The sequence below is a fragment of the Mucilaginibacter sp. PAMC 26640 genome (genome assembly GCA_001596135.1).
GTDB lineage: Bacteria > Bacteroidota > Bacteroidia > Sphingobacteriales > Sphingobacteriaceae > Mucilaginibacter.
In genome coordinates, this window is sequence record CP014773.1 from 841317 (window position 1) to 864305 (window position 22989).

General features: G+C 44.7%; 14 protein-coding genes and 1 pseudogene. 13 read left to right on the forward strand and 2 right to left on the reverse strand.

What is annotated here, in order from left to right; genetic code table 11:
* Nucleotides 1-76: 76 nt before the first annotated feature.
* Nucleotides 77-775, reverse strand: a complete 699-nt coding sequence (locus A0256_03675) for an amidophosphoribosyltransferase (protein AMR30587.1) — start codon at nucleotides 773-775, stop codon at nucleotides 77-79.
* Between the two features lie 102 nt (nucleotides 776-877).
* Nucleotides 878-1951: a 23S rRNA (adenine(2503)-C(2))-methyltransferase RlmN gene (locus A0256_03680; protein AMR30588.1), complete on the reverse strand. Its 1074-nt coding sequence runs from the start codon at nucleotides 1949-1951 to the stop codon at nucleotides 878-880.
* Between the two features lie 144 nt (nucleotides 1952-2095).
* Between A0256_03680 and A0256_03685 the strand changes: the two genes are divergently transcribed.
* The 13 genes and pseudogenes from A0256_03685 to A0256_03745 all read left to right on the forward strand — a co-directional run bounded on the left by A0256_03685 (nucleotide 2096) and on the right by A0256_03745 (nucleotide 22984).
* Nucleotides 2096-3268, forward strand: coding sequence for an amidohydrolase (locus tag A0256_03685; protein ID AMR30589.1), 1173 nt, complete (start codon nucleotides 2096-2098; stop codon nucleotides 3266-3268).
* Nucleotides 3269-3431: 163 nt separating this feature from the next.
* Nucleotides 3432-3710 (forward strand): acylphosphatase, encoded by a 279-nt coding sequence (locus A0256_03690; GenBank protein AMR34416.1) that lies wholly within the window; start codon nucleotides 3432-3434, stop codon nucleotides 3708-3710.
* A 73-nt stretch (nucleotides 3711-3783) separates the two neighbouring features.
* Entirely contained in the window at nucleotides 3784-5244 is a 1461-nt protein-coding gene (locus tag A0256_03695) for a polysaccharide biosynthesis protein (protein AMR34417.1), read from the forward strand.
* A gap of 44 nt (nucleotides 5245-5288) precedes the next feature.
* Nucleotides 5289-7007 carry a hypothetical protein gene (locus A0256_03700; GenBank protein ID AMR30590.1) on the forward strand — a complete coding sequence of 573 codons (1719 nt, stop codon included), beginning with the start codon at nucleotides 5289-5291 and terminating at the stop codon, nucleotides 7005-7007.
* On the forward strand, nucleotides 6985-7776 hold the full coding sequence (locus A0256_03705) for a hypothetical protein (protein AMR30591.1): 792 nt from the start codon (nucleotides 6985-6987) through the stop codon (nucleotides 7774-7776). The genes A0256_03700 and A0256_03705 overlap by 23 nt, the downstream gene beginning before the upstream one ends.
* Nucleotides 7777-7794: 18 nt before the next feature.
* Nucleotides 7795-9111 (forward strand): peptidase M23, encoded by a 1317-nt coding sequence (locus A0256_03710; protein AMR30592.1) that lies wholly within the window; start codon nucleotides 7795-7797, stop codon nucleotides 9109-9111.
* Between the two features lie 56 nt (nucleotides 9112-9167).
* Nucleotides 9168-9362, forward strand: a pseudogene (locus A0256_03715) (hypothetical protein).
* A gap of 313 nt (nucleotides 9363-9675) precedes the next feature.
* A complete protein-coding gene (locus tag A0256_03720) occupies nucleotides 9676-9864 on the forward strand; it encodes a preprotein translocase subunit TatA (GenBank protein ID AMR30593.1) in 189 nt (62 codons plus the stop codon).
* A gap of 99 nt (nucleotides 9865-9963) precedes the next feature.
* Nucleotides 9964-11388: an aspartyl/glutamyl-tRNA amidotransferase subunit A gene (gene gatA / locus A0256_03725; protein ID AMR30594.1), complete on the forward strand. Its 1425-nt coding sequence runs from the start codon at nucleotides 9964-9966 to the stop codon at nucleotides 11386-11388.
* A gap of 166 nt (nucleotides 11389-11554) precedes the next feature.
* Nucleotides 11555-12787, forward strand: coding sequence for a hypothetical protein (locus A0256_03730; protein ID AMR30595.1), 1233 nt, complete (start codon nucleotides 11555-11557; stop codon nucleotides 12785-12787).
* A 106-nt stretch (nucleotides 12788-12893) separates the two neighbouring features.
* A complete protein-coding gene (locus A0256_03735; protein ID AMR30596.1) occupies nucleotides 12894-15197 on the forward strand; it encodes a malic enzyme in 2304 nt (767 codons plus the stop codon).
* A 3-nt stretch (nucleotides 15198-15200) separates the two neighbouring features.
* Nucleotides 15201-15785: a Holliday junction ATP-dependent DNA helicase RuvA gene (locus tag A0256_03740; protein AMR30597.1), complete on the forward strand. Its 585-nt coding sequence runs from the start codon at nucleotides 15201-15203 to the stop codon at nucleotides 15783-15785.
* 149 nt (nucleotides 15786-15934) lie between these two features.
* Nucleotides 15935-22984 carry a cell surface protein SprA gene (locus A0256_03745; GenBank protein AMR34418.1) on the forward strand — a complete coding sequence of 2350 codons (7050 nt, stop codon included), beginning with the start codon at nucleotides 15935-15937 and terminating at the stop codon, nucleotides 22982-22984.
* The last annotated feature ends 5 nt before the right edge of the window (nucleotides 22985-22989 follow it).

Below are 22989 nucleotides of genomic sequence, written 5' to 3' on the forward strand. Positions count from 1 at the left end.
GAGTGGTATTAAAAAGGTAAAGCTGGCTTGCTTAGCTATCACCAAAATTTAAACTTCCTTTTTTACAGTTGCAATGCTAAACGGCATAAGCAATTGTAGCTATACTTAGCTTTATACCCGGCACTGTCATTAGTATCTGACCGCAGGCTTCCAGGGTGGAGCCGGTTGTTACAATATCATCTACCAGCAAAATGTGTTTGCCGGCCAATTTTTCAGGATCAGCAACTTTAAACACCTCCTGCATATTTTCAAACCTGGCAAACCGCGATTTATGCGTTTGCGTTTTAGTTGCTACCACACGCACCAGGTTTTCGTACTCAACAACAGCATCAAGTTTTTTCGCCAGTCCTTCTGCAAAGCAGGCACTCTGGTTATAACCGCGCTCCTTCAGGCGTTTTTTATGGAGCGGTACCGGGATTATGTAATCTGCCGTTTTAAATACTTCGTTTTGCAGTAACTGCTTGCCGGCTATGCTTCCCAGTAAATTGCCAATATGCTGCATGCCGTCGTACTTAAAATGGTGCATCATCTTTTGTACTTTGCCGCCTTTGTTGAAAAAATACATCGCATAGGCGGCCTCTACCGGGAGCTTACCCCAAAATTGCTGTGCTACAATATTTGCCGGCTGCAGGTGAAAGTTGGTATAGGGCAGGTTGTACAGGCAATCGGTACATAAAACCTCTTCGTTAGCCACAAGGCTGGCATGGCAGGCGGCACACAACTCCGGGAAGATGAGCGATATAAAATCTGACAGGTATGTGCGCAGCGGATTCACCTAGGAAAGGTAGAAGAAAAAAATAATTAAAAAAACTAGCTTTAAATGAAAAATAGCGATGGGTTTAAAACCCATCGCTATCCCTCTTATACGATTTAATATTTATACTTCTTCTGCTACCGCTTTATCTTTTTCTTTTATGGCCAATTGGCCACAGGCTGCATCAATATCCTTGCCGCGGCTCCGGCGCAGGTTAGTATTTACACCCTGGCTGCGCAGGTAATCTGCAAAGGCTTCTACTTTATCTTCCCCGGCATTAATATAACTGGCAAAAGCAATGGGGTTATATTCTATAATATTCACCTTGCAGGGCAGGTGCTTGCAAAACTGGGCCAGCTCTTTGGCATCCTGAATATTATCGTTCACACCGTCGAATATGATATACTCGTAAGTTACGGCGTTCTTGGTTTTAGCGTAATAGTATTTCAAAGCATCTGCCAGTGCTTTTAACGAGTTTTGCTCGTTGATGGGCATAATAGTATTGCGCTTTTCGTCGTTAGCGGCATGCAACGACAGCGCAAGATTAAACTTCACCTCATCATCTCCCAGCTTACGAATCATCTTGGCTATACCCGCAGTTGAAACCGTGATCCGTTTAGCCGCCATGCCTAATCCGTCGGGCGATGTGATCTTCTCTATTGACTTCATCACGTTGGCATAGTTAAGCAATGGCTCGCCCATACCCATGTACACAATGTTTGATAACGGGATCCCATAATGCTCACGGGCCTGCTTATCGATCAGCACCACCTGGTCGTAGATCTCATCAGGGTTGAGGTTGCGTTTACGCTCCATATAACCTGTGGCGCAAAATTTACAAGTAAGGCTACAACCCACCTGGCTGGATACACAGGCGGTCATTCTTTCACTTGTTGGAATTAAAACACCCTCAATTAAATGGGTATCATGTAATATAAAAGAATTTTTTATAGTTTTATCAGCACTAATCTGTGAAGTATTTATTTTAACATTGTTGATAATAAATTTCTCGTGCAGTTTTGTACGGAGTTCTTTTGAAATATTGCTCATGTCATCAAAGGATAAGCATGATTTTTTCCATAGCCATTCATAAACCTGTTTGGCTCTGAAGGCCTTTTCGTCCATCTGGACAAACTGCGCCTGAAGTGCCTGAATATCAAGGCTGCGGATATCTACCTTATCTTTTTTTGCATTCACAATACAAAAGTACTTAATTTTAAAATTTCCGTCGCTTTTTTAAAGTCATTCTTTTATAACATTAAAAACAATAACCAAAGGTTAATTGTAACTAATTATACAAAGAGGGGTTTAATTTTTTTTTGAAGATGCCATTATTAACTAATGAAAAGTTTTAGAGCCGATTACGTTTACCCTGTTTGTGCCGATCCGATTAAGAATGGAATAGTAACCGTTGATGATAACGGGAAGATAATTTCTGTAAGCGATACACCATCAACCGATTCACAACTTCCCCCACCAGAACAATTTAAAGGTATTATTGTGCCCGGGTTTATCAATACCCATTGCCATACCGAACTTTCACATCTTAAAGATAAAATAAAACCCGGCGACGGACTCATCAACTTTATTCAGGATGTGCAAACTTTCAGGAACACCGAAAAGGAGTTAATTACAACAGCCGCGGCTAAGGCCGATGACGAGATGTATAACAATGGAATAGTTGCCGTAGCCGATACGAGTAACAGCGAAATCACCATTGATATTAAAGCAAAGAGTAAAATTCATTACCACACTTTTGTTGAGATCTTTGGATTTCTACCTGAAAACGCAGAAAGTCTTTTTGAAAAAGCGCTGCGTTTAATGGAAGATTTTAAACCACAGTCTGTTTCCATCACTCCGCATGCTCCATACTCCGTGTCGAAAGAGCTGTTTAAGCTTATTAAACGTCACACCGACTCGGGCACCAACTTGCTGAGCATCCATAACCAGGAATGTGAAGAAGAGAATAAATTTTACCGTTATAAACTGGGTGGATTTGTTGAAATGTACCAGCATTTTGATATCGATATTGATTATTTCCGCCCCCAGGCGCGTAACTCTTTGCAGTCTGTTATACCGCTCTTAACCAACAGGCAAAAGATCTTAATGGTGCATAATACCTGCACCAATTTGAAAGACATTTACTTTATTAAACGTTTTGACAGGAAGATCAATTGGTGCTTTTGTCCAAATGCCAACCTGTATATTGAAAAAAGGGTACCCAAGGTAGAGCTTTTTGTTAACCAGGGATTGAACATCACACTTGGTACAGATAGCCTGGCTTCAAATTCGGGTTTGTGTATCATGAGCGAGATGCGCACCCTGCAGGAAAACGTCCCATCGCTCAGTTTCGATACACTGTTGCAGTGGGGTACGCTCAATGGTGCCCGGTTTATGGATCTGGATGCTGAAAAAGGCAGCATAGAAGTGGGCAAAACTCCCGGGCTCAACCTGATTACCGGGATGGACGGCACTAAACTAACAGCCGCGAGCAAGGTAACCAAACTCATTTAACTAAAAGCCAATCATAACCGGGCGATTTAGATCTAGATCAGGCAAGAATTTCCAGTATTTACGCCGCCGCTTTTCAATACCAGCAACATTTGGCTATTTTTGTAATGTTACTTGATTAGTGCCCCGCAATTATTACGGGGTTAGCTATCGCAACGTTCAAAAAATGAAACATCATAAAATAACGGTTAAAGGAAAAGTACAGGGCGTTTCATTCCGGGCGGGCGCAAAAGCCGTTGCCGACCAGCTGGGTATAAAAGGCTGGGTAAAAAACCTGCCCAATGGTGATGTTTACCTGGAAGCCGAAGGTGACGACACCATGATGGAAATGTTTGTGGAATGGTGCCAGGAAGGCGCCGAGCATGCCGTAGTTACCGGTATTGAAGTGCATGACGGCGAATTAAAAAACTATCGTAATTTTGAGGTAGTTAAAAAAAGTTCATAACCCTGTAAGCTCCCTCCATTTGTCAACCGCTAAAAAATTTGCCGGGCAAACCGCTATTTATGGCTTAAGCACCATGGTATCCCGGTTAATTGCATTTGTTCTTACTCCTTTTTATTCACGGGCGCTCCCGGTAGCAAGCAACGGTATATTTACCGCAATGTATGGATATGCATCTATCATCAATCCAATACTTGCGTTCGGAATGGAGACCACATTCTTCCGGTATCTTAACAAACACGAAAATAATAAACAACAGGTTTACAATAATGCATTCGGTGCAATAATCGCTACTACAACCGTCTTCCTCGTTTTTTCTTTATTGCTTTTAAACCCTATTATCAATTTTTTGCAGGCTGGCGTTGTTAGAGATCATAGTGATTATGCGTTTTATGTAAAGTGTTTTCTAATCATATTGGCAACAGATGCCTTTTGCGTAATACCATTTGCAAAGATCCGGGCCGATGGACGCCCTATGAGATACGGACTAATCAAATTTTTAAACGTTTTGATGGTCCTGTCCTTCAATTTGTTCGTTTTATTTGCAATTCCCTATATTATTGAACACAATATGCCTGGCGCGGAATGGTTCCGGGGGTGGTACAGGCCCAAATGGGTGGGCTATGTATTTGTTTCAAATACATTAGCCAGTATTTTAACGGTTTTTTTATTGTTGCCCGAGATTTTTAAATTAAGGCTAAAATTCAGCACTGCAATGTTTAAAGATATGTTCGTGTACAGCTGGCCTGTGCTGATTGCCAACATATCATTTATCATAAACGAATCGTTAGATAAAACGATGCTGAAGCAGATGCTTCCGCACGCCGATCAGGAAGTTGGTATTTACGGCATGTGTGCTAAAATTGCTTTGTTCCTTAGCATATTTGTACAGGCATTCCGCCTGGGTGCCGAACCATTCTTTTTCAGTCATTCTAAAAACAAAAATGCAGGCGAAACTTATGCCCGTATTATGAACTATTTTGTGATAGCGGTTGCCGTTATCTGCTTGGCCTTGGTTGCCAACATAAACATTTTGGCTTATATAATTGTAGGTAAAGAAGTTATCGGCACGGGCGTTCATGCACATCGAAATATCTATTGGTCGGGTTTGGGTGTCGTACCGCCATTGCTATTCGGATATTTAAGTTTGGGTATTTATATGAATTTGTCCATTTGGTATAAATTGTCCGATCAAACAAAGTATGGCCTCTATATATCAGGAATTGGAGCAATCTTAACGATTGCATTAAATTACCTGCTCATCCCTAAATACAGCTATATGGCTTCGGCATGGATTTCTTTAGCTGCCTATGCAGTGATGATGATATTGTCATATTTATGGGGACAAAAGAACTACCCTATTCCATATAACATTAAAAAGAACCTTGCATATATTTTTATCGCAGCCTTACTCGTTTACCTATCGTTTAGCGTGTTTAACCGCAATATATTTATAGGCAATGCCCTCTTTATTTTATTTGCACTGGGCGCCTTGTACACCGAAAGGAAAGAACTAAAAGCTATATTTAGCAAATAACCGCAGGCATATTCAAAGCTTACTTGCGGATAAACTGTCAAAAAATGAAGAAAGCGGCATTTGTGATTCTTTTGAGTGGATTAGCCTCCGCCGCGCTGGCACAAACAAACGGCACCTCAATCGTAGCGCCCAAATCGCTCAGCAATGCTGATAGCGTTCGGATCAAGGGTATGTTTTTTTCTGCCATCCGCGAAAAAACCATTGAAAACACCAAACGTGCCGCCGATCTTTTCAGCCAGGTTTTATCCGTAGACCCCGCCAACGATGCAGCGATGTACGAACTGGCCAACCTGCAAAAATCACAGCAAAATTATCTAGCGGCTGCCCCCTTGCTGGAGAAAGCCGTTACCATTAAACCCAATAACGAATGGTACTGGATGGCCCTGGCCGATAGTTACGAAAAAACTAATGATGTTGCCCGGCTGGAAAATGTTTTCAATCAGCTTATCCGTATCAACCCAGATAAACCCGAATACTACTACGACAAGGCAAACGTATATTACCAGCAAAAACGATACGACGAAGCACTTAAATTATACGAAAAAGTTGAGGTGATCACCGGCCCTACTGATGAGTTACAAGGCGCCCGCCAACGGATTTTTTTAAGGCAGGGCAAAGTAGACAACGCCGCCGAAGGCACCGAAAAGCTGATTGCAGCTAATCCCGGGCAGGTAAAATATTACCTGATGCTGGCCGAACTATATAATTCTAACGGTTTAAATGACAAGGCAATTGCCGTATTGAACAGGGCTAAAAAAGCCGGGGTTACCAGCGGCTTGCTGCACATGGCTATGGCTGATATTTATCGCGATACCAAAAATTATGAAAGCAGCTTCGCTGAGCTCAAACTCGCCTTTGCCGATCCGGATATTGATATCGATCAGAAAATAAAGATCATTTTAAACTATATCCCGCAGTTTCCGGATCCGAAGGCTAAAACAAGCGCACTGGAGTTAAGCCGCACTCTCACCATTACACACCCAGCCAGCGATAAAGCTTATGCGGTTTATGGCGACATGCTGGTGCAAAACGAAAAATACCGGGAGGCGCGGCCTGCTTACAAAAAATCGGTGGAACTCAATGCTCAATCTTACGCCGTTCAGGAGCAGCTGGTACGAATGGAAATGGCCGAAAGTGATTTTGATGCAGCAATAAAAGATGGCGAAATTGCCTTAAGCTACTTCCCCAACCAAGCCTGGATGAATTACCTGGTAGGTGTAGCCTGGCAGCAAAACAAAAATTACAACAAGGCTTTAAGTTATTTGAAAAATGTAGCCGGGCTGGAACAGCAGGACAAAGATTTGCTATCCTTAACGTATTCAGCCATGGGCGATTGCTACCATGCCATCAGCAATACCAAAAATTCAGACGATGCTTATGAGAAGGCCCTCACCTATAATCCGGATAATGCCTTTACGCTGAACAATTACGCCTACTATTTGTCGTTAAGGAATGAAAGGTTGGATATCGCAGCTGCCATGAGTAAGCACAGCAATGATTTGCAGCCTAACACAGCCTCTTTCGAAGACACGTACGCCTGGATCCTTTTTAAGCAAAAGCAATATACAGAGGCAAAACTCTGGCTAGAGAAATCATTGCAGCACGATAATAAAAGCGCTGTGAAGATGGAACATTATGGCGATATTTTATATTTCACCGGGGATGTTAGCGGCGCTGTACAAAACTGGGAAAAGGCAAAAAAGCAAGGTGGGGCTTCACCGGTTTTAGATAGAAAGATAAATGAAAAAAAATATTCAGAGTAAAATAGTCATCATACTTTTAGTGGTTACAGCATTAAGCTGCAAGTCTAAAAAGCTGGTTGTGGTTAGCCGGCCCACAAATGATAGCACTACCGTAAAAACAACCGATGTCACCGAAAAGTTAAATACCATCCGTTCCAGGCAGGCAACTTTTAACACCTTCAGCGGGAAAGCTAAAACAAAACTTGCCATCAATGGCGATGCTAATGATGTTACCCTTAATATCCGCATTAACCGCGATCAAAAGATCTGGATCTCTATCACTGCAATTGCAGGCATAGAGGTTGCCCGGGCACTCATCACACCGGATAGCATCCAGGTGGTGAATCGTTTTCAAAGCGTTTACCTCAAAAAGCCTTTTAGCTACGTATACCGCTATGCCGGCAAACAGGTAAATTATAAAACACTGCAATCATTAATAGTGGGTAACGCCATTGGCGAATTGCTTAACCCAGGCAGCAAATTTACACCGGAAGGTTTTAATACCGCTATTACCGGAAACCTACAGGGCCTTGTTTATAAATTGCTTTTAGGCCCAGACATGAAGGTTACGCAAACTAATTTAAATAACCCAGTGGCCGCGCAGACCCTGCAGGTAGCCAACAAAGTATTCATCCAGGCCGATAACCGGGTAATTCCATCACAAATTGATATTACTTCTACTGCTCCGGGCAATAAAGTACTGGTAAACCTGCGTTATACACAAGCGGAATTTGACCGCGTTTTGGAGTATCCTTTTAGTATTCCAAAAAGTTATGAACCAGCTGATTAAAAATCATATTTTTGGTGGATGAAATTTTTTAGAGCAGCTCTTGTTATTTTTGGTGTTTTTATAGTTTCCGGTGCATTTGCACAAAGCAGCGCCGACTTAAAACGCCAAAAAGATAGACTTAACCAGGAACTGGAGCAATTAAACCGCGAATACCAGGAAACCGCCAGCAATAAAAAAGTTTCGCTAAAACAACTCAACATCCTAAAAGTGCAGATCAACCTGCGCCAGGAAAAGATCCAGAACATCAACTCCGAAGTAAGAAATTTAGATAATCAAATCTCTGAGAGCAATAATACCGTACATAGCTTACAAAGCCAGCTGGACCAATTAAAAAAGGAATATGCGGGCATGGTAATGTTTGCCTATCGTAACCAAAGTGCTTACAATAAGCTTATGTTTATTTTCGCTTCTAAAGACTTTAATCAAGCCTACCGGCGTTTAAAATATTTGCAGCAATTCGGCACTTATCGCGAGCGGCAGGCAGGTTATATCCAGGGTACTCAAAATGAGCTGCACGTTAAAATAAACGAACTGGATAAGGATAAAAAGCAAAAAAATAACCTGCTTACCGAGCAGGAAAAGGAAAAAGAGGAATTAGGTAAAGCAAAGAATAACCAGGTAAAGGTTATTGTTGATTTGAGCAAACACCAGGGGGAGCTAAAAAAGCAGCAAAAATCGGTACAGCAAAAAATAGCTAAAACCAATCGCGAGATTAGTAACGCTATACGCAGGGAGATTGAAGAAGCCCGGCGCAAGGCCGAGGAAGAGGCACGCAGACGTGCAGAAGAAGCTGCCAGGATTGCTGCAGCAAGGGCCAAAGCCGACGCTGCGAATAATGTACCTTCCGCACCTGTCAAAAAACCGGTTGCAGTGAAAAGGGCAACAGATAGCGAGGCGCTGAATGCAACACCAGAAGCGGCCAAACTCTCAAACGACTTTTTGGGTAACCGAGGCCGTTTACCATGGCCGGTTGCTAACGGTAATTTACTGCACGGATTTGGTATTTATACTGAAGATGGCATTCGTAACGATAACAACGGTTATGAGATCCGTACCGCATCTGGGGCCGCCGTAAGGGCGGTATTTGAAGGTACGGTAAAAATGGTAAAAGATATAAGCGGTACTTACCTGGTTATTATTAACCATGGCGAGTATTTTACATCATACTCAAACTTAAAATCGGTTAACGTGTCTATAGGTCAAAAGGTTAACACCAAGCAAAACATTGGCACCGTGGCAACCGATCCATCAAGCGGCGAGTCTGAAGTGATATTTATTTTAAACAAGGGATCTAACTTTGTTAACCCTGCACTGTGGCTTGCACCACAAAACTAAAGTTGGCGCTAAAGCGTTGTAATTGTATATATTTGTAACCTTAATTGTGAGATAAGATGTTGAGTTCGATTTTTTTATTCCTGAACATTGGTACAGGCGAGATGATCTTAATAGTTTTTGCCGCGCTGATGTTATTTGGCGGTGAAAAATTGCCTGAGCTTGCACGTGGACTAGGAAAAGGTATCCGCGATTTTAAAGATGCATCTGAAGATGTTAAGCGCGAGATTAACAATCAGATCAACAACTACGATGTAAAAACGCCGGACACTAAACCGAAAGAACTGGCAGAAGAAAACCAGCCGGAAGAAGATACCACACCGAAGTATGAGCCCGTTACCGGCACGGTACCGGCATTTGAAGGCCACGCTGCTACCGATGTAATTGATGAAACCGAGATCCGCAACCCGGAAGCGCCGGAGACTTATGCAGACGAGCCGGAGTTAAACCACCCGGTTACCGGTAAAAAAACTGCTATAGATTTAAGCAAGCCGTCCGACGAGCAAACTATTGAAGAAGAATATAATCATAACAAGAATATTTAACATAACATAAAATTTAAAAATCATGGGTGGATTAGGCGCACCAGAAATTATTCTGATCATCATCGCAATACTGATATTGTTTGGTGGTAAAAAAATTCCTGAATTGATGAAAGGTCTTGGTAAAGGCATGAAGGAATTTAAAGATGCTCAAAACGGCGAAAACAATACTACCGCAACAACACCTCCTGCAGAAGAAAAGCCGAAATTATAAGCTTTCTTTTTTCTTTAGCAGCCCGGTAGCTGTTTAAACTTATAAACTTATCTGTTGAAATATTTATGCTTCAACAGATAAGTTTTTTATTTTAGGCCCATGTCTAAAAATTATTCCTCTTACAGCAAACTCAAAAGAGGGTTACAGAACGGAGAAGTTACTGCGGAAAGTATTGTAAAAGGTTATTTAAAGCAGATAAAAGCTAATACCCGTTTAAACGTATTTAATGAAGTATTTGAGCAGGATGCTTTGGCAGCTGCAGAAAATATTGATGTGCGTATTAAAAATGGTACGGCCGGCAAACTCGCTGGTATGGTTATCGCCATTAAGGACAACATTTGTTATAAAAACCATAAGGTGAGCGCATCCTCGCGCATTTTAAAAGATTTCACCTCTATTTATTCATCCACCATTGTTGAGCGCCTATTGGCTCAGGATGCTATTATAATTGGCCGCTGCAACTGCGATGAATTTGCAATGGGCGGGGCTAATGAAAACTCTTACTTTGGCCCGGTAAAAAACTTTGCCGACGAAACAAAAGTTTCGGGTGGCTCATCAGGTGGTTCGGCTGTTGCCGTGCAGGCTGGCATGTGCCATGCAGCCATTGGTACTGATACCGGCGGCTCGGTAAGGCAGCCCGCTGCTTTTTGCGGGGTAATTGGTTTTAAACCCAGCTATGGCAGAATCTCGCGCCATGGCATCATTTCCTACGCTTCATCGTTTGACCAGGTGGGTACGATGACTAATTCTATTGAAGATGCAGCCCTGTTATTTGAAGTAATGGCCGGGGAAGACGAGTACGATAGTACCTTATCACATCAACCCGTTCCTGCTGCCGGCAACCTGAAAGTTGATACCGGCAAAAAAAAGATCGCCTATTTACAGGAAGCGCTATCCAGCTCAGGCGTGGATGCAGAAGTGAAGAACACACTGATTAATTATATTGAAAAATTGCGCGCCGAAGGGCACACCGTTAAGGCAATTTCCTTTGATTACCTGGAATACCTGGTACCCGCTTATTATATTTTAGCAACTGCAGAGGCATCATCCAATTTGGCCCGCTATGATGGGGTGCATTATGGTTACCGGAGCCCCAACGCAACCGATTTAACCTCTACCTATAAGCTTTCCCGCTCTGAAGGGTTTGGTAAAGAAGTTAAGCGACGCATTATGCTGGGCACTTTTGTGTTAAGCGCCGGTTATTATGACGCCTATTACGCCAAAGCCCAAAAGGTGCGCAGACTCATTAAGGCCCAAACCCTGCAAATATTACAGGAATACGATTTTCTGCTTACCCCAACCGCTCCTGAGCCTGCGTTTGATATCGGCAAAAAAGAAAAGGACCCGGTGGTTACCTATCTGCACGATATTTTTACGGTACAGGCATCGCTTGCAGGTTTACCGGCCATTTCACTTCCGGCAGGCAATAACAGCAAAGGTTTGCCGTTAGGATTGCAGCTATTGGCTCCCGGATTTGCCGAAGAAAAACTATTGAATTTTTCCGAATATTTCCTCCAGCTATAGTTGGTATGTTGGTAGCCGCGTCAATTTTTAACAGGGTTCAGTTTGGGGCTCTGCCTGTTAAAAGTATTCCTTTGTACAACGAACAAAATGAATAGCGGTTAGTCATCTAAAACTTTTACTTTAGTGAATATTTTTCCGGGGAACCCTTACCGGCTTAGTCTATTTTATGAAGAGATTTTTTACTTTCATTATCTGCATTTTATTATTGCAGGTAGTCAAAGCATTTGCCTTTCAATCGCCCGGTTATAAAACAGATACCACTTCGCTTTTACCTGTTAAAGAGGTGGCGGTATCTAAATATCAGAATGTAATTTTTAAACGCAGGTTAGATTCTATTCAAAAGGACGTTCCCTTAGATTATAACGAATACGTGCAGGGTTATATAGAAAACTATATGAGCCGCCGGGACGAAATGGGCCGTATGCTTGGCCTGTCTAAATATTACTTCCCAATTTACGAAAAAGCCTTCCGCAGTGCCGGGGTGCCCGAAGAAATCAAATATTTATCCATCGTAGAATCGGCCCTTAACCCAAATGCAAACTCTCGGGTAGGTGCTGCAGGCTTATGGCAGTTCATGGGCGAAACAGCCAAGATCTACAACCTGAAAATGACCGACTATGTTGATGAGCGCCGCGACCCGGTGCAAGCCAGCAATGCCGCAGCTGCGTATTTAAAAGATGCTTACCAGCAATTTGGCGATTGGCTGTTAGCCATTGCATCCTACAACTGCGGCAAAAGCAATGTAGAAAACGCCATGGCCCGTACCGGCGCTAACGATTACTGGAGCATCCGCCAATACCTACCTGCCGAAACACGGGGTTATGTACCGGCCTATATTGCGGTTAGCTACGTAATGAATTACTATAAAAAACACAATATTATGCCACAAACCTGCGATATCCCGCTATTAACGGATACCGTTATGGTGAACCGTATAGTACCCATGAGCCGGATGGCCGCCGCATTGGGGCTGGATCTGAAGGATATGGTGGTGCTAAATCCCTCCTACCGCATGCTGATCGTTAACGGCTCAGCTGCCGTGCCCCGGAGAATAATTGTACCCCAAAACCGTAAGGACCGTTTTGCGGTGTTAGCCCAGGCGATAGATAACCCCAATATGATTATCCCGCCTTACCGCCCCGTTTATGTGGCTCCGGTACAGCCCCAACCGGTTTTGCAAGGTGCCACAGCCAGTAACCAGCAGGCAGCAGGGTCAGAGCAATTACCCGGCAGAGCTATCCCGGCGTATCATACTACTATTAAAGGCGAAACCTTAACTCAGATAGCAAACAGGTATGGTTTAAAAATAGATGACCTTTTGCAATGGAACAAACCGCTTGGCGGCAATAAAAACATCCCGCTTTTGGGCGGCTTAACCGTAAATTTAAGCCACGGATAAATAAGCAATTGGCACTGCCCGGTAATGGCACCTATTAAACCGGGCTTTTTTTATTAACGGCTTTCAAAAAAAGTAATTGTAATTTTGGGGGCTTGAATTATAGAAGATGAACAAACAAAATCGTAAACAGGACGCCTTAAACTATCACGCTAAAGGCCGCCCGGGTAAAATACAGGTGGTGCCCACCAAACCTACCAATTCTCAGCGCGATCTTACTTTAGCATACTCGCCTGGCGTTGCAGAACCCTGCCTCCGTATTGCCGAAAATGTTGATGATGTTTATAAATACACCGCAAAAGGCAACCTGGTAGCGGTGATCAGTAATGGTACTGCCGTACTGGGCTTGGGTAATATTGGCCCTGAAGCCAGCAAGCCGGTAATGGAAGGTAAAGGACTGCTGTTCAAGATCTATGCAGATATCGACGTGTTCGATTTAGAAGTGAATGCCAAAAGTGTTGACGACTTTGTAAATATTGTAAAAGCCCTGGAGCCAACCTTTGGCGGGGTAAATCTCGAGGATATTTCTGCTCCTACTTGTTTTGAGATCGAGCGCAGGCTAAAAGCTGAAATGAACATCCCGGTAATGCACGATGATCAGCACGGCACGGCCATTATTTCCGGCGCTGCGTTGATGAATGCCTGCGAGATCCAGGGCAAGAAACTTGATAAGATTAAACTGGTAGTGAATGGAGCAGGTGCCGCTGCCGTCTCCTGCTCAAAAATGTACCTCTCACTTGGGGTTAAAAGAGAAAACCTGGTGATGTTTGACATTAATGGAGTGCTGGATAAAAGCCGTACCGACCTGGACGAGATTCGCATGGAGTTTGCTACCGATCGTACGGATGTGAAAACTTTGAGCGATGCGATGAGAAATGCCGACGTATTTGTGGGCCTTTCTGCGGGGAACGTTGTTACGCCAGCGATGCTGGTAACTATGGCTAAAAACCCTGTTGTGTTTGCCATGGCCAATCCCGAACCGGAGATCAATTATGATTTGGCCATTGGCGCCCGCAAGGATATAATCATGGCTACCGGCCGGTCGGATTTTCCTAACCAGGTAAATAATGTACTGGGCTTTCCGTATATTTTCCGTGGTGCGCTGGATGTACGTGCAACCGCCATCAACGAAGAGATGAAAATTGCTGCCGTGAAAGCGATAGCCGAAATGGCGAAAAAGCCGGTACCCGAGGCTGTTAATTTAGCCTATAACATCACCAACCTTAAATTTGGAAGGGATTATATCATCCCTAAACCAATGGACCAACGGTTAATTACCGAGGTATCATCCGCAGTAGCAAGGGCGGCCATTGAATCTGGCGTGGCCCGCAAGATCATTACCGATTGGGATGCCTATAATGAAGAATTGTTATCGCGACTTGGAACCGATAACAAGCTGATGCGTGATATCACCAATAAAGCCAAACAAAGCCCTAAACGGGTGGTGTTTGCCGAGGCTGATACCTATAAGATACTCCGCGCAGCGCAAATTGTAAAAGACGAGGGTATTGCAACCCCTATCCTGCTGGGTAATATAGAAAAGATCAAACAGATCATGCGGGAAAACGAACTGGATCTGGGTGATGTGCAAATGATAGATACCCGCGATGAGTGCGACCGCAAGCATGATTTTGCCGAATACCTGTTTAAAAAACGCCAGCGCCGCGGTATTACTCTGCTGGAGGCTAAAAAACTGGTAACTGACCGTAATTATTACGGCGCATGTATGGTGCAGTTTGGCGAGGCTGATGCATTAATTTCGGGGCTCACCAAAAATTACGTTGACACGATTAAACCGGCCTTACAGATCATCGGTACCGAAGAGGGTGTAAACCGCGTTGCCGGGATGTACCTGATGCTGACGCAAAAAGGGCCCGTATTTTTTGGTGACACTACCGTAAACATTAATCCAACCGTGCAAGAACTCGTGGATATTACAGTCTTGGTAGAAAAAGCGGTATCCTATTTTATTCCTAAGCCACGTGTGGCCTTATTATCCTACTCCAATTTTGGATCGAATAAGGGAGAGATACCCGAGAAATCTGCTGAAGCAGTACGCATTCTGCACGAGAAATATCCCAACATGGTTGTGGATGGCGAAATGCAGGCCAACTTTGCGCTTAACCCCGAATTATTGAAGGATAATTTCGAGTTTTCTACGCTAAACGGTAAACCCGCAAACACACTGATCTTCCCGGGGCTGGCATCCGGTAACATCGCTTATAAATTACTACAGGAGATTGGCGGTGCCGAGGCGGTAGGCCCCATTTTGCTGGGCCTGAAAAAACCTGTACACGTATTGCAGCTTGGTAGTTCGGTACGGGAAATTGTAAACATGGTCACCATTGCCGTACTTGATGCACAAGAAAAAGCCCGTACACAGGCTGCCGTTAAAAAAGTAAAAGTTAAATAGTTTATGTACGATTATATTGATGGCCGACTTGCCTTTAAAAGCCCCGCGCACGTTGTTATTGATGCCGGCGGAGTTGGCTATCATCTCAACATATCGTTGAATACTTTTTCCCGCCTTGGCGATACTGAAAGGGTTAAATTGTACGTTTGGTTGCATGTGAAGGAAGATGCGCACACTTTATACGGCTTTGCCGATGAAGGCGAGCGGCGGTTATTTCTTCACCTGGTATCCATTTCGGGTATAGGCCCAAATACAGGGAGGATGATGCTATCCAGCATTACTCCTGCCGAAATCCAGGCTGCCATTGTTCAGGGTAACGTAACTTTAATTCAACGGATAAAGGGCATCGGTCCCAAATCTGCACAACGTATTATTTTAGAACTTCAGGATAAACTGAAGAAAGAGGGACCGGACACTTTAACAACAATGCCGGCGCTAAAAACGGTGAAGGACGAAGCGCTATCGGCATTAGTTATGCTTGGGTTTGCCAAAAATGTTGCAGAAAAAGTACTGGACCAGCAAATTGACAAAAACACCGGCGTTTTAACTGTAGAACAATTAATTAAATTTGCGTTAAAAAGCTTATAATTACCTGAAATAAATAACAGCCCTTGGTTAGAAATTTTACCTTTAAACTTTTTACGGGTACTCTTTTGTTATTCACGTTATGTGGATCGGGGAAACTTATTGCGCAGACCTTACCATCGCAACAACAACAAATTCCGGGGCAAACGCCCATACCAAGGCCTCCGGGGCAGCAAAACGGCACACAGCAGCTCCCGGGGCAGCAGCCACAACAAGTTAATAACCAGCCACCGACAGTGGCGCCGGCAGACACTACAAGGCCCAGAAATACGGCACCGTTAAGTAACGCACCTAAACTTACACAAACCCGCAATCAACTGGCCCGGCAGGGAATTTTTGATTTTGATCCTCCCGGCTTGGTGCGCACCATTGAATATGATGCAGCAACCAACAAATATGTTTTGTATGAGCGTGTAGGGAACCTGCTTTACCGCCCCCCTTTGTATTTAACTTTTGATGAGTATTTAAAACTGCAGCAAAAAGGTGTGCAGCGCGAATATTATCGGCAGCTGGCAGATAATTACGCGTATGATTCGCAGCAGCCGGGTTTCATCCCGCAGATAAAGGTGCGCAGCAAAACGTTCGAGCAGATCTTTGGCAGCTCGAATATCAACATTCGTCCGCAAGGATCGGCTGAAGTTATTTTGGCGGGGCAGATCAATAAAAACGAGAACCCGCTTTTCAATACCCGACAGCGCAGCCAGTTCAACTTCAACTTCGATCAGCGTATTCAACTCAATGTAACCGGCGATATCGGCGACAAATTAAAGATCAGCACTAATTACAATACCGAGGCGCAGTTCCAGTTTGAGAACCAGATCAAGCTGGATTACACCGGCCATCCGGATGAGATCATTCAAAAAATAGAAGCCGGTACCGTAAGCATGCCGCTTAATACCACCCTTATTACGGGCAGCCAGGCTTTGTTTGGTATCAAAACCAAGCTGAAGTTTGGCAGGCTGGATATTACCAGCATTTTATCGCAGCAGCGCTCGCAGTCCAAAAACATAACCATCACCAATGGGTCGCAACAGGGTAACATCGCCCTTACCCCGGCAGATTATGAGTCGAACAAGCACTATTTCCTGTCGCAGTATTTTCGCAATAATTACAACCGGGCGCTGGCCAATATCCCCATCATCAGTTCCAACATCAACATTACTAAAATTGAAGTCTGGACCACCAACCGTACAAACGTTACTACCGACAGCCGGGACATCTTAGCCTTTTTAGATTTAGGTGAGAACAGGCCTTACAACACATCATTAGTGCAGGGGGGCGGCGGTTTCAGTGGTTTGCCGGCAGGTTTCCAGGGGCCGGGCTTTACGCAGCAGTCTAACTCATTATTACAGGGTTTACCGGCTAATGCCCGTATCACCAATGCTAATGATGTGGCCAACTACTTCCGCGCTACCGGCGGTACCGATAACTATTCAAAGCTAACCTACGCCCGTAAACTAACCGATAAGGAATACACGCTACATCCGCAGTTAGGTTATATATCACTCAACTACCCCTTAAACAATGATGAGGTACTGGCAGTGGCGTACCAATATTCATACAACGGCCAGCAGTACCAGGTGGGTGAGTTCAGCAGCGATGTGCCTGTAGACCCAACCACCCCCAAATCCCTTTTTGTAAAGTTACTGAAGAATGAGCTGCTGAAAACTAATTTGCCCACCTGGGATCTGATGATGAAAAACATCTATTCCCTGGGAGCATTTGGGATCAGTCCAACCAATTTTAAACTCAACATCAGCCGTCTCGATGATAAATCGGGCATAGAAAAAACGATTATGGACGAGGGCGCGAATACCAGGAGCAAGCGCTGGCTGCAGCTTACCGGGGTAGATAACCTGGATCAGCAAAGCGATAAACGCCCGGATGGCTATTTCGATTTTTTAGAAGGGATCACGATCGATTCGCAAAACGGCCGCATCATGTTTCCGGTGCTGGAGCCCTTTGGATCTGACCTGGCTAAACAATTTACCGCTACGGAAACGGACCTGGTGAGCCGCTACGTATACCAGCCACTTTACGATTCTACTAAAACTATTGCGCAGCAGTTTTTTCCCAAACTCAACCGCTATCTCATTAAAGGCACTTACACTTCAACCCAGGGCTCAGAGTACCAGCTCAACGCTGTAAATATCCCGCAGGGATCGGTGGTGGTTACGGCAGGTAATTTAAAACTCAGCGAGGGTGCCGACTACACGGTTGATTACAGCGCCGGCCGCATCCGGGTTTTAAACCAGGCATTGTTATCATCAGGCCAACCCATTAATATTAAGATAGAGAACAACGAGCTATTCGGCGTACAGCAGAAATCCCTGTATGGTACCCGGCTGGACTATCGCGCAAGTGGCAAACTGGCACTTGGCGCCACGTACATGCACCTTACCGAGCAGCCCATTACCCAAAACGAATTGGTAGGTGAAGAATCCATTTCCAACTCCATTTTTGGTTTTGATGCCAACTACAGTTCCAGCTCCAGGTTTTTAACCCGGTTGGTTGATAAAATTCCATTTATTAATACTAAAGCGCCATCAACTATCAATTTAAGTGGTGAGTTTGCGCGGCTAATGCCGGGTAGCCCTAGTGCCCTAAACTTTGCAGGATCAAAGAATGGCACTTCCTATCTGGACGATTTCGAGAATAGCCGCTCGGTGATCGATATCAAGAGCGCCAATGCCTGGCAGATCTCTGGTACCCCGCAGATGTTTCCGGAGTCGCAGCTTTTTGACGACTTAAGCTATGGCTTTAACCGCGCCCGATTGGCCTTTTACAATATCGACCCGATATTTTATACCAACTCTAACACCATCCCGGTAACCCGTACCGATCTTTCTAACCATTATGCAAGGCAGGTAATTGAGCAGGAGGTATTCCCTTACAAACAATCGGTAACAGGGCAGCCATTAACCCTGTCTACGCTTAACCTTGCCTATTATCCAAGCGTTCGTGGTCAATATAATTATAGCACCAGCGGCATCAATTCAGACGGTAGCCTGCAGAATCCTAAAACCCGCTGGGGCGGTATGTTCCGCAAGCTGGAAACCAACGATTTTGAATCGCTGAATGTGGGCTATATCGAATTCTGGGTGCTGGACCCGTTTATTTACAAACCAGCCTCACAGGGTGGTGATCTTTATTTCAACCTGGGCAGCCTCTCCGAAGATATTTTAAAAGATGGACGCAAAAGCCTGGAGAACGGTCTCCCGGTTGATGGTTCTACCGATAAAACTGACGAAACCAACTGGGGCCGGGTATCTAAATTGCAGCCGGTGATCAACGCTTTCGACAATAACCCCGACTCCCGGCGCTTACAGGATGTTGGTTTAGACGGGCTGAATGATACCGACGAGCAAACCAAGTTTGCGCCTGTGGTAAACCAGGTTACCACCGTTTTGAACCCGCAGGCTGCCACTGCTTTTAAAGCAGATCCTTCATCAGATGATTACCAGTTTTACCAGGGCCCGGCACTGGACCAGGCCAGAGCGGGTATTTTAGAGCGTTACAGCCGCTATAACGGCACTGATGGCAACTCTAAAACAGCCGAACAATCACAGGCAGAACTGGGTCTGCAAACATCTGCTTCTACTTCCCTGCCGGATGGTGAAGACATTAACCGCGATAATAACATGAGCCAAACCGACGAGTACTTCCAGTACCGCGTCTCTATCCGCCCGCAGGATATGCAAGTTGGCCAGAACTATATCAGCGATAAGGTAACTTCGAATGTAAAATTACCGAATGGCCAAACTGAACCGGTTACCTGGTACCAGTTCCGCATCCCCATTACCGATTACCAAAGCAAAGTAGGCAACATCCAGGATTTTAAGGCCATCCGTTTTATGCGGATGTTCATGACCAACTTTGCCGACACCTCTATTTTGCGTTTTGCCACTATGCAGCTGGTGCGTGGCGAATGGCGCAGCTTTAATGCCGAAAAAAACCCGCTAAACGTTATTGCCGATCCGGCTATTGCCAACCCGGTGGTAGATAATTCTGTGCTGGACGTGCAGGCAGTTAATATAGAGGAAAATGGTAACCGTACCCCCATTCCTTACGTGGTACCGCCGGGAATTAACCGCCAGCGGAATTACAATAACCTGCAATCAGATACCAGGCTGAACGAGCAGTCGCTCTCTTTAAATGTGAGTGATCTGCGCGATGGTTATTCAAGAGCCGCATTCCGTACTTTTTTTAACGATCTGCGGTCATACAAAAAGATCCAGATGTTTGTACATGCCGAAGGCGACCAGCTGAAGGATAAAGATATCAATGCTTTTGTACGTTTGGGGGTCGATTATCAGGACAACTACTACGAATACGAAATTCCGCTGGCTATTACCCCATCGGGCACCCGGGATCCCGGCACCATTTGGCCGGCTACTAACGAACTTAACTTAACGCTGGACCTGTTAACCAGTGCCAAGCTGGCCCGTAACAATGCCAAGCTCAACGGCGTGCCATGGCCATTTACCACACCGTTTGTTTACACCGATGGCCAAAATAAAGTAACCATAAAGGGGCAGCCGGATCTGAGCCGACTGCGCACCATCATGATGGGCGTACGCAACCCATACAGAGGCACTAATACCAGCGCGGACGACGGCCTGGATAAAACCGGTACGGTTTGGTTTGATGAGCTGCGACTAACCGATTTTGACCAGCGCGGCGGCTGGGCAGCAACAGCGCGTGCCGATTTCGCCCTGGCAGATTTTGCCAACATCACCGTATCAGGCAGTAAAAGTACCATAGGATTTGGTTCGCTGGATTCACGGGTGAGCGACAGGAGCCGAAGCGACAACCAGATCTACGATGTATCGGGCAGTGTAGAGCTCGGCAAATTTTTCCCGGCAAAAAGCGGCATCAAGATCCCGGCTTATGTCAACATCAGCAACGCCGTGGCTACCCCGCAGTACGATCCGCAATCGCCCGATGTGGAGCTGAAAAAAACATTAGCTGCCGCGCCAACCTCTCAGGCAAGAGACTCTATCCGTAATGTATCTGTGGATTACACCATGCGCAAAAGCATCAACTTTACCAACGTACATAAAGAACGTACCAACCCAAGCGCACCGGTAAGGGTTTATGATATTGAAAACTTTAATGCTACTTACGCCTACACCGAATATACCCACCATGATTTTATAGTAGCCAACGATTATGCGAAAACCTACCGGGTAAGCCTGGCCTACAATTATAGCAACCAGCCTAGGTACTACTCGCCTTTTTCCAAGATCATTAAAAGTAATTTGCTGGCGCTGGCGCGGGATATCAACTTCAGCATATTGCCATCAAGGTTAAACTTCAGCATTAATTTCGACAGGTATTATTCGGAAAATACGCTCCGTAATAACGATCCGAATAATTTTATTCCTATCCCAACCACCTTCAACAAGAACTTTAACATTACACGTGTTTATGGCATCGGCTGGAACCTATCCAAATCGCTGCAGATGGATATTGATGCAACAAATCTTTCGGTAGTAGATGAACCGGCCGGGCGCATCAACGGCTTAAAACGTGATACGCTATGGGAAAATTTAAAACGACTAGGCCGCACCACAAACTATAATCACACCATTAACTTTAATTATACCACGCCAATAAATAAGGTACCTGGCTTAGACTGGACGGCCCTGATAGCGCGGTACAGCACCCACTTTAACTGGCAAACACAACCGGAATTTGCGATCAGCAATCCCGACTACAACATCGGTAACAGCATCCAAAATTCGCGCACCATACAAATGAACCCAACGCTGAACTTTGTTACCTTATACAACAAGTTTGTAGCGTTGCGTAAAACTAATACCAGCAATGGCGGCGCCAAGGGTTTGATCTTAGGGCTGCTCACCAGCATAAAAAGTGTAACCGGTACTTATACGCGTACGGAAGGAACCTTCCTGCCCGGTTACCTGCCCCTTTCCAACTTTTTTGGGCAGGATTTTAATTACAGTGCTCCGGGCATTGGTTTCTTGCTGGGCAGCCAAACAGACTTGCGGGATAAAGCCGTGGCAAATGGCTGGATAACTACCGATACGCTGCAAAACCAGCTATTCGTGAGAACTTATAACTCAGACTTACGCCTGCGGAGCATTATTGAACCCATAAAAGACCTGCGGATTGAACTCATCGGCTTTAAAACGCAGGATCGTAATTATCAAACTAACTTTAAATACCTGGCCACAACCAACAGCATAGAAAATTTAAGCCCCGTAACCAGCGGCACATACAGTGTATCTATTCTATCATTATCAACTGCTTTCTCCAAATCCAGCGGCGTTAATAATACCTCTACTACGTTCCAGCAATTCCTGGCTAACAGGACCGTCATCTCCAAACGGTTGGGGGTTACCAATCCAAACTCTACAGGTGTAGTTACCGATGGATATGTGGATGGTTACGGGCCAAATGCGCAAAACGTTTTGGTTCCTGCTTTCCTGGCGGCTTATACCGGCAAAAGTGCAAGCGGCTCATCATTGAGCCAATTTCCGGATATCCCAATCCCAAACTGGCAGATCACCTATAACGGCCTAAGTAAGATGCCATTTTTTACAGAGCTTTTCGATTCTTTCGATTTAAGGCACGGCTACCGTTCATCGTATAACGTAAACGGGTACACTACGCTGCTGCAATACCAGGCGGCAAATGGTGCAGTAAGTTCAAGGGATGCCAATACCGATTTCCTTCCGTTTTACCAAATGACCCAGGTAAGCATTTTCGAACAGTTTGTGCCTTTGTTAGGTGCCGATGTTCGATTCAAAAACAGCATGACGGCCAATCTTGAGTTCCGCAAAACCCGCTCGCTGAGCTTGAGTTTACTGAACAGTCAGCTTGCAGAGCAGGCAGAGAACATTATTGTTTTCGGCTTTGGTTATCGCCCCAAGAACTTCCGGATGCCGTTTGGTCTTTTCGGCACAGGCGCCAAAACCAATAATGATATAAATTTTAAATTGGATGTGGCGGTACGTGATAACAAAACGCTTATTTACCGGGCAGATATTGCAGCGGCAGAGATCTCATCCGGTGCCAAGAATATTACCCTGCGCCCATCGATAGATTATGTAATTAATCAGCGCTTTAATCTAAGCCTGTTTTACGACAGTAATATCACCAAGCCGTATACCTCGCAAACGTTCAATACATCGTTTACTAATTTTGGGATAAACCTGAAGTTGTTGTTACAGTAGCATGC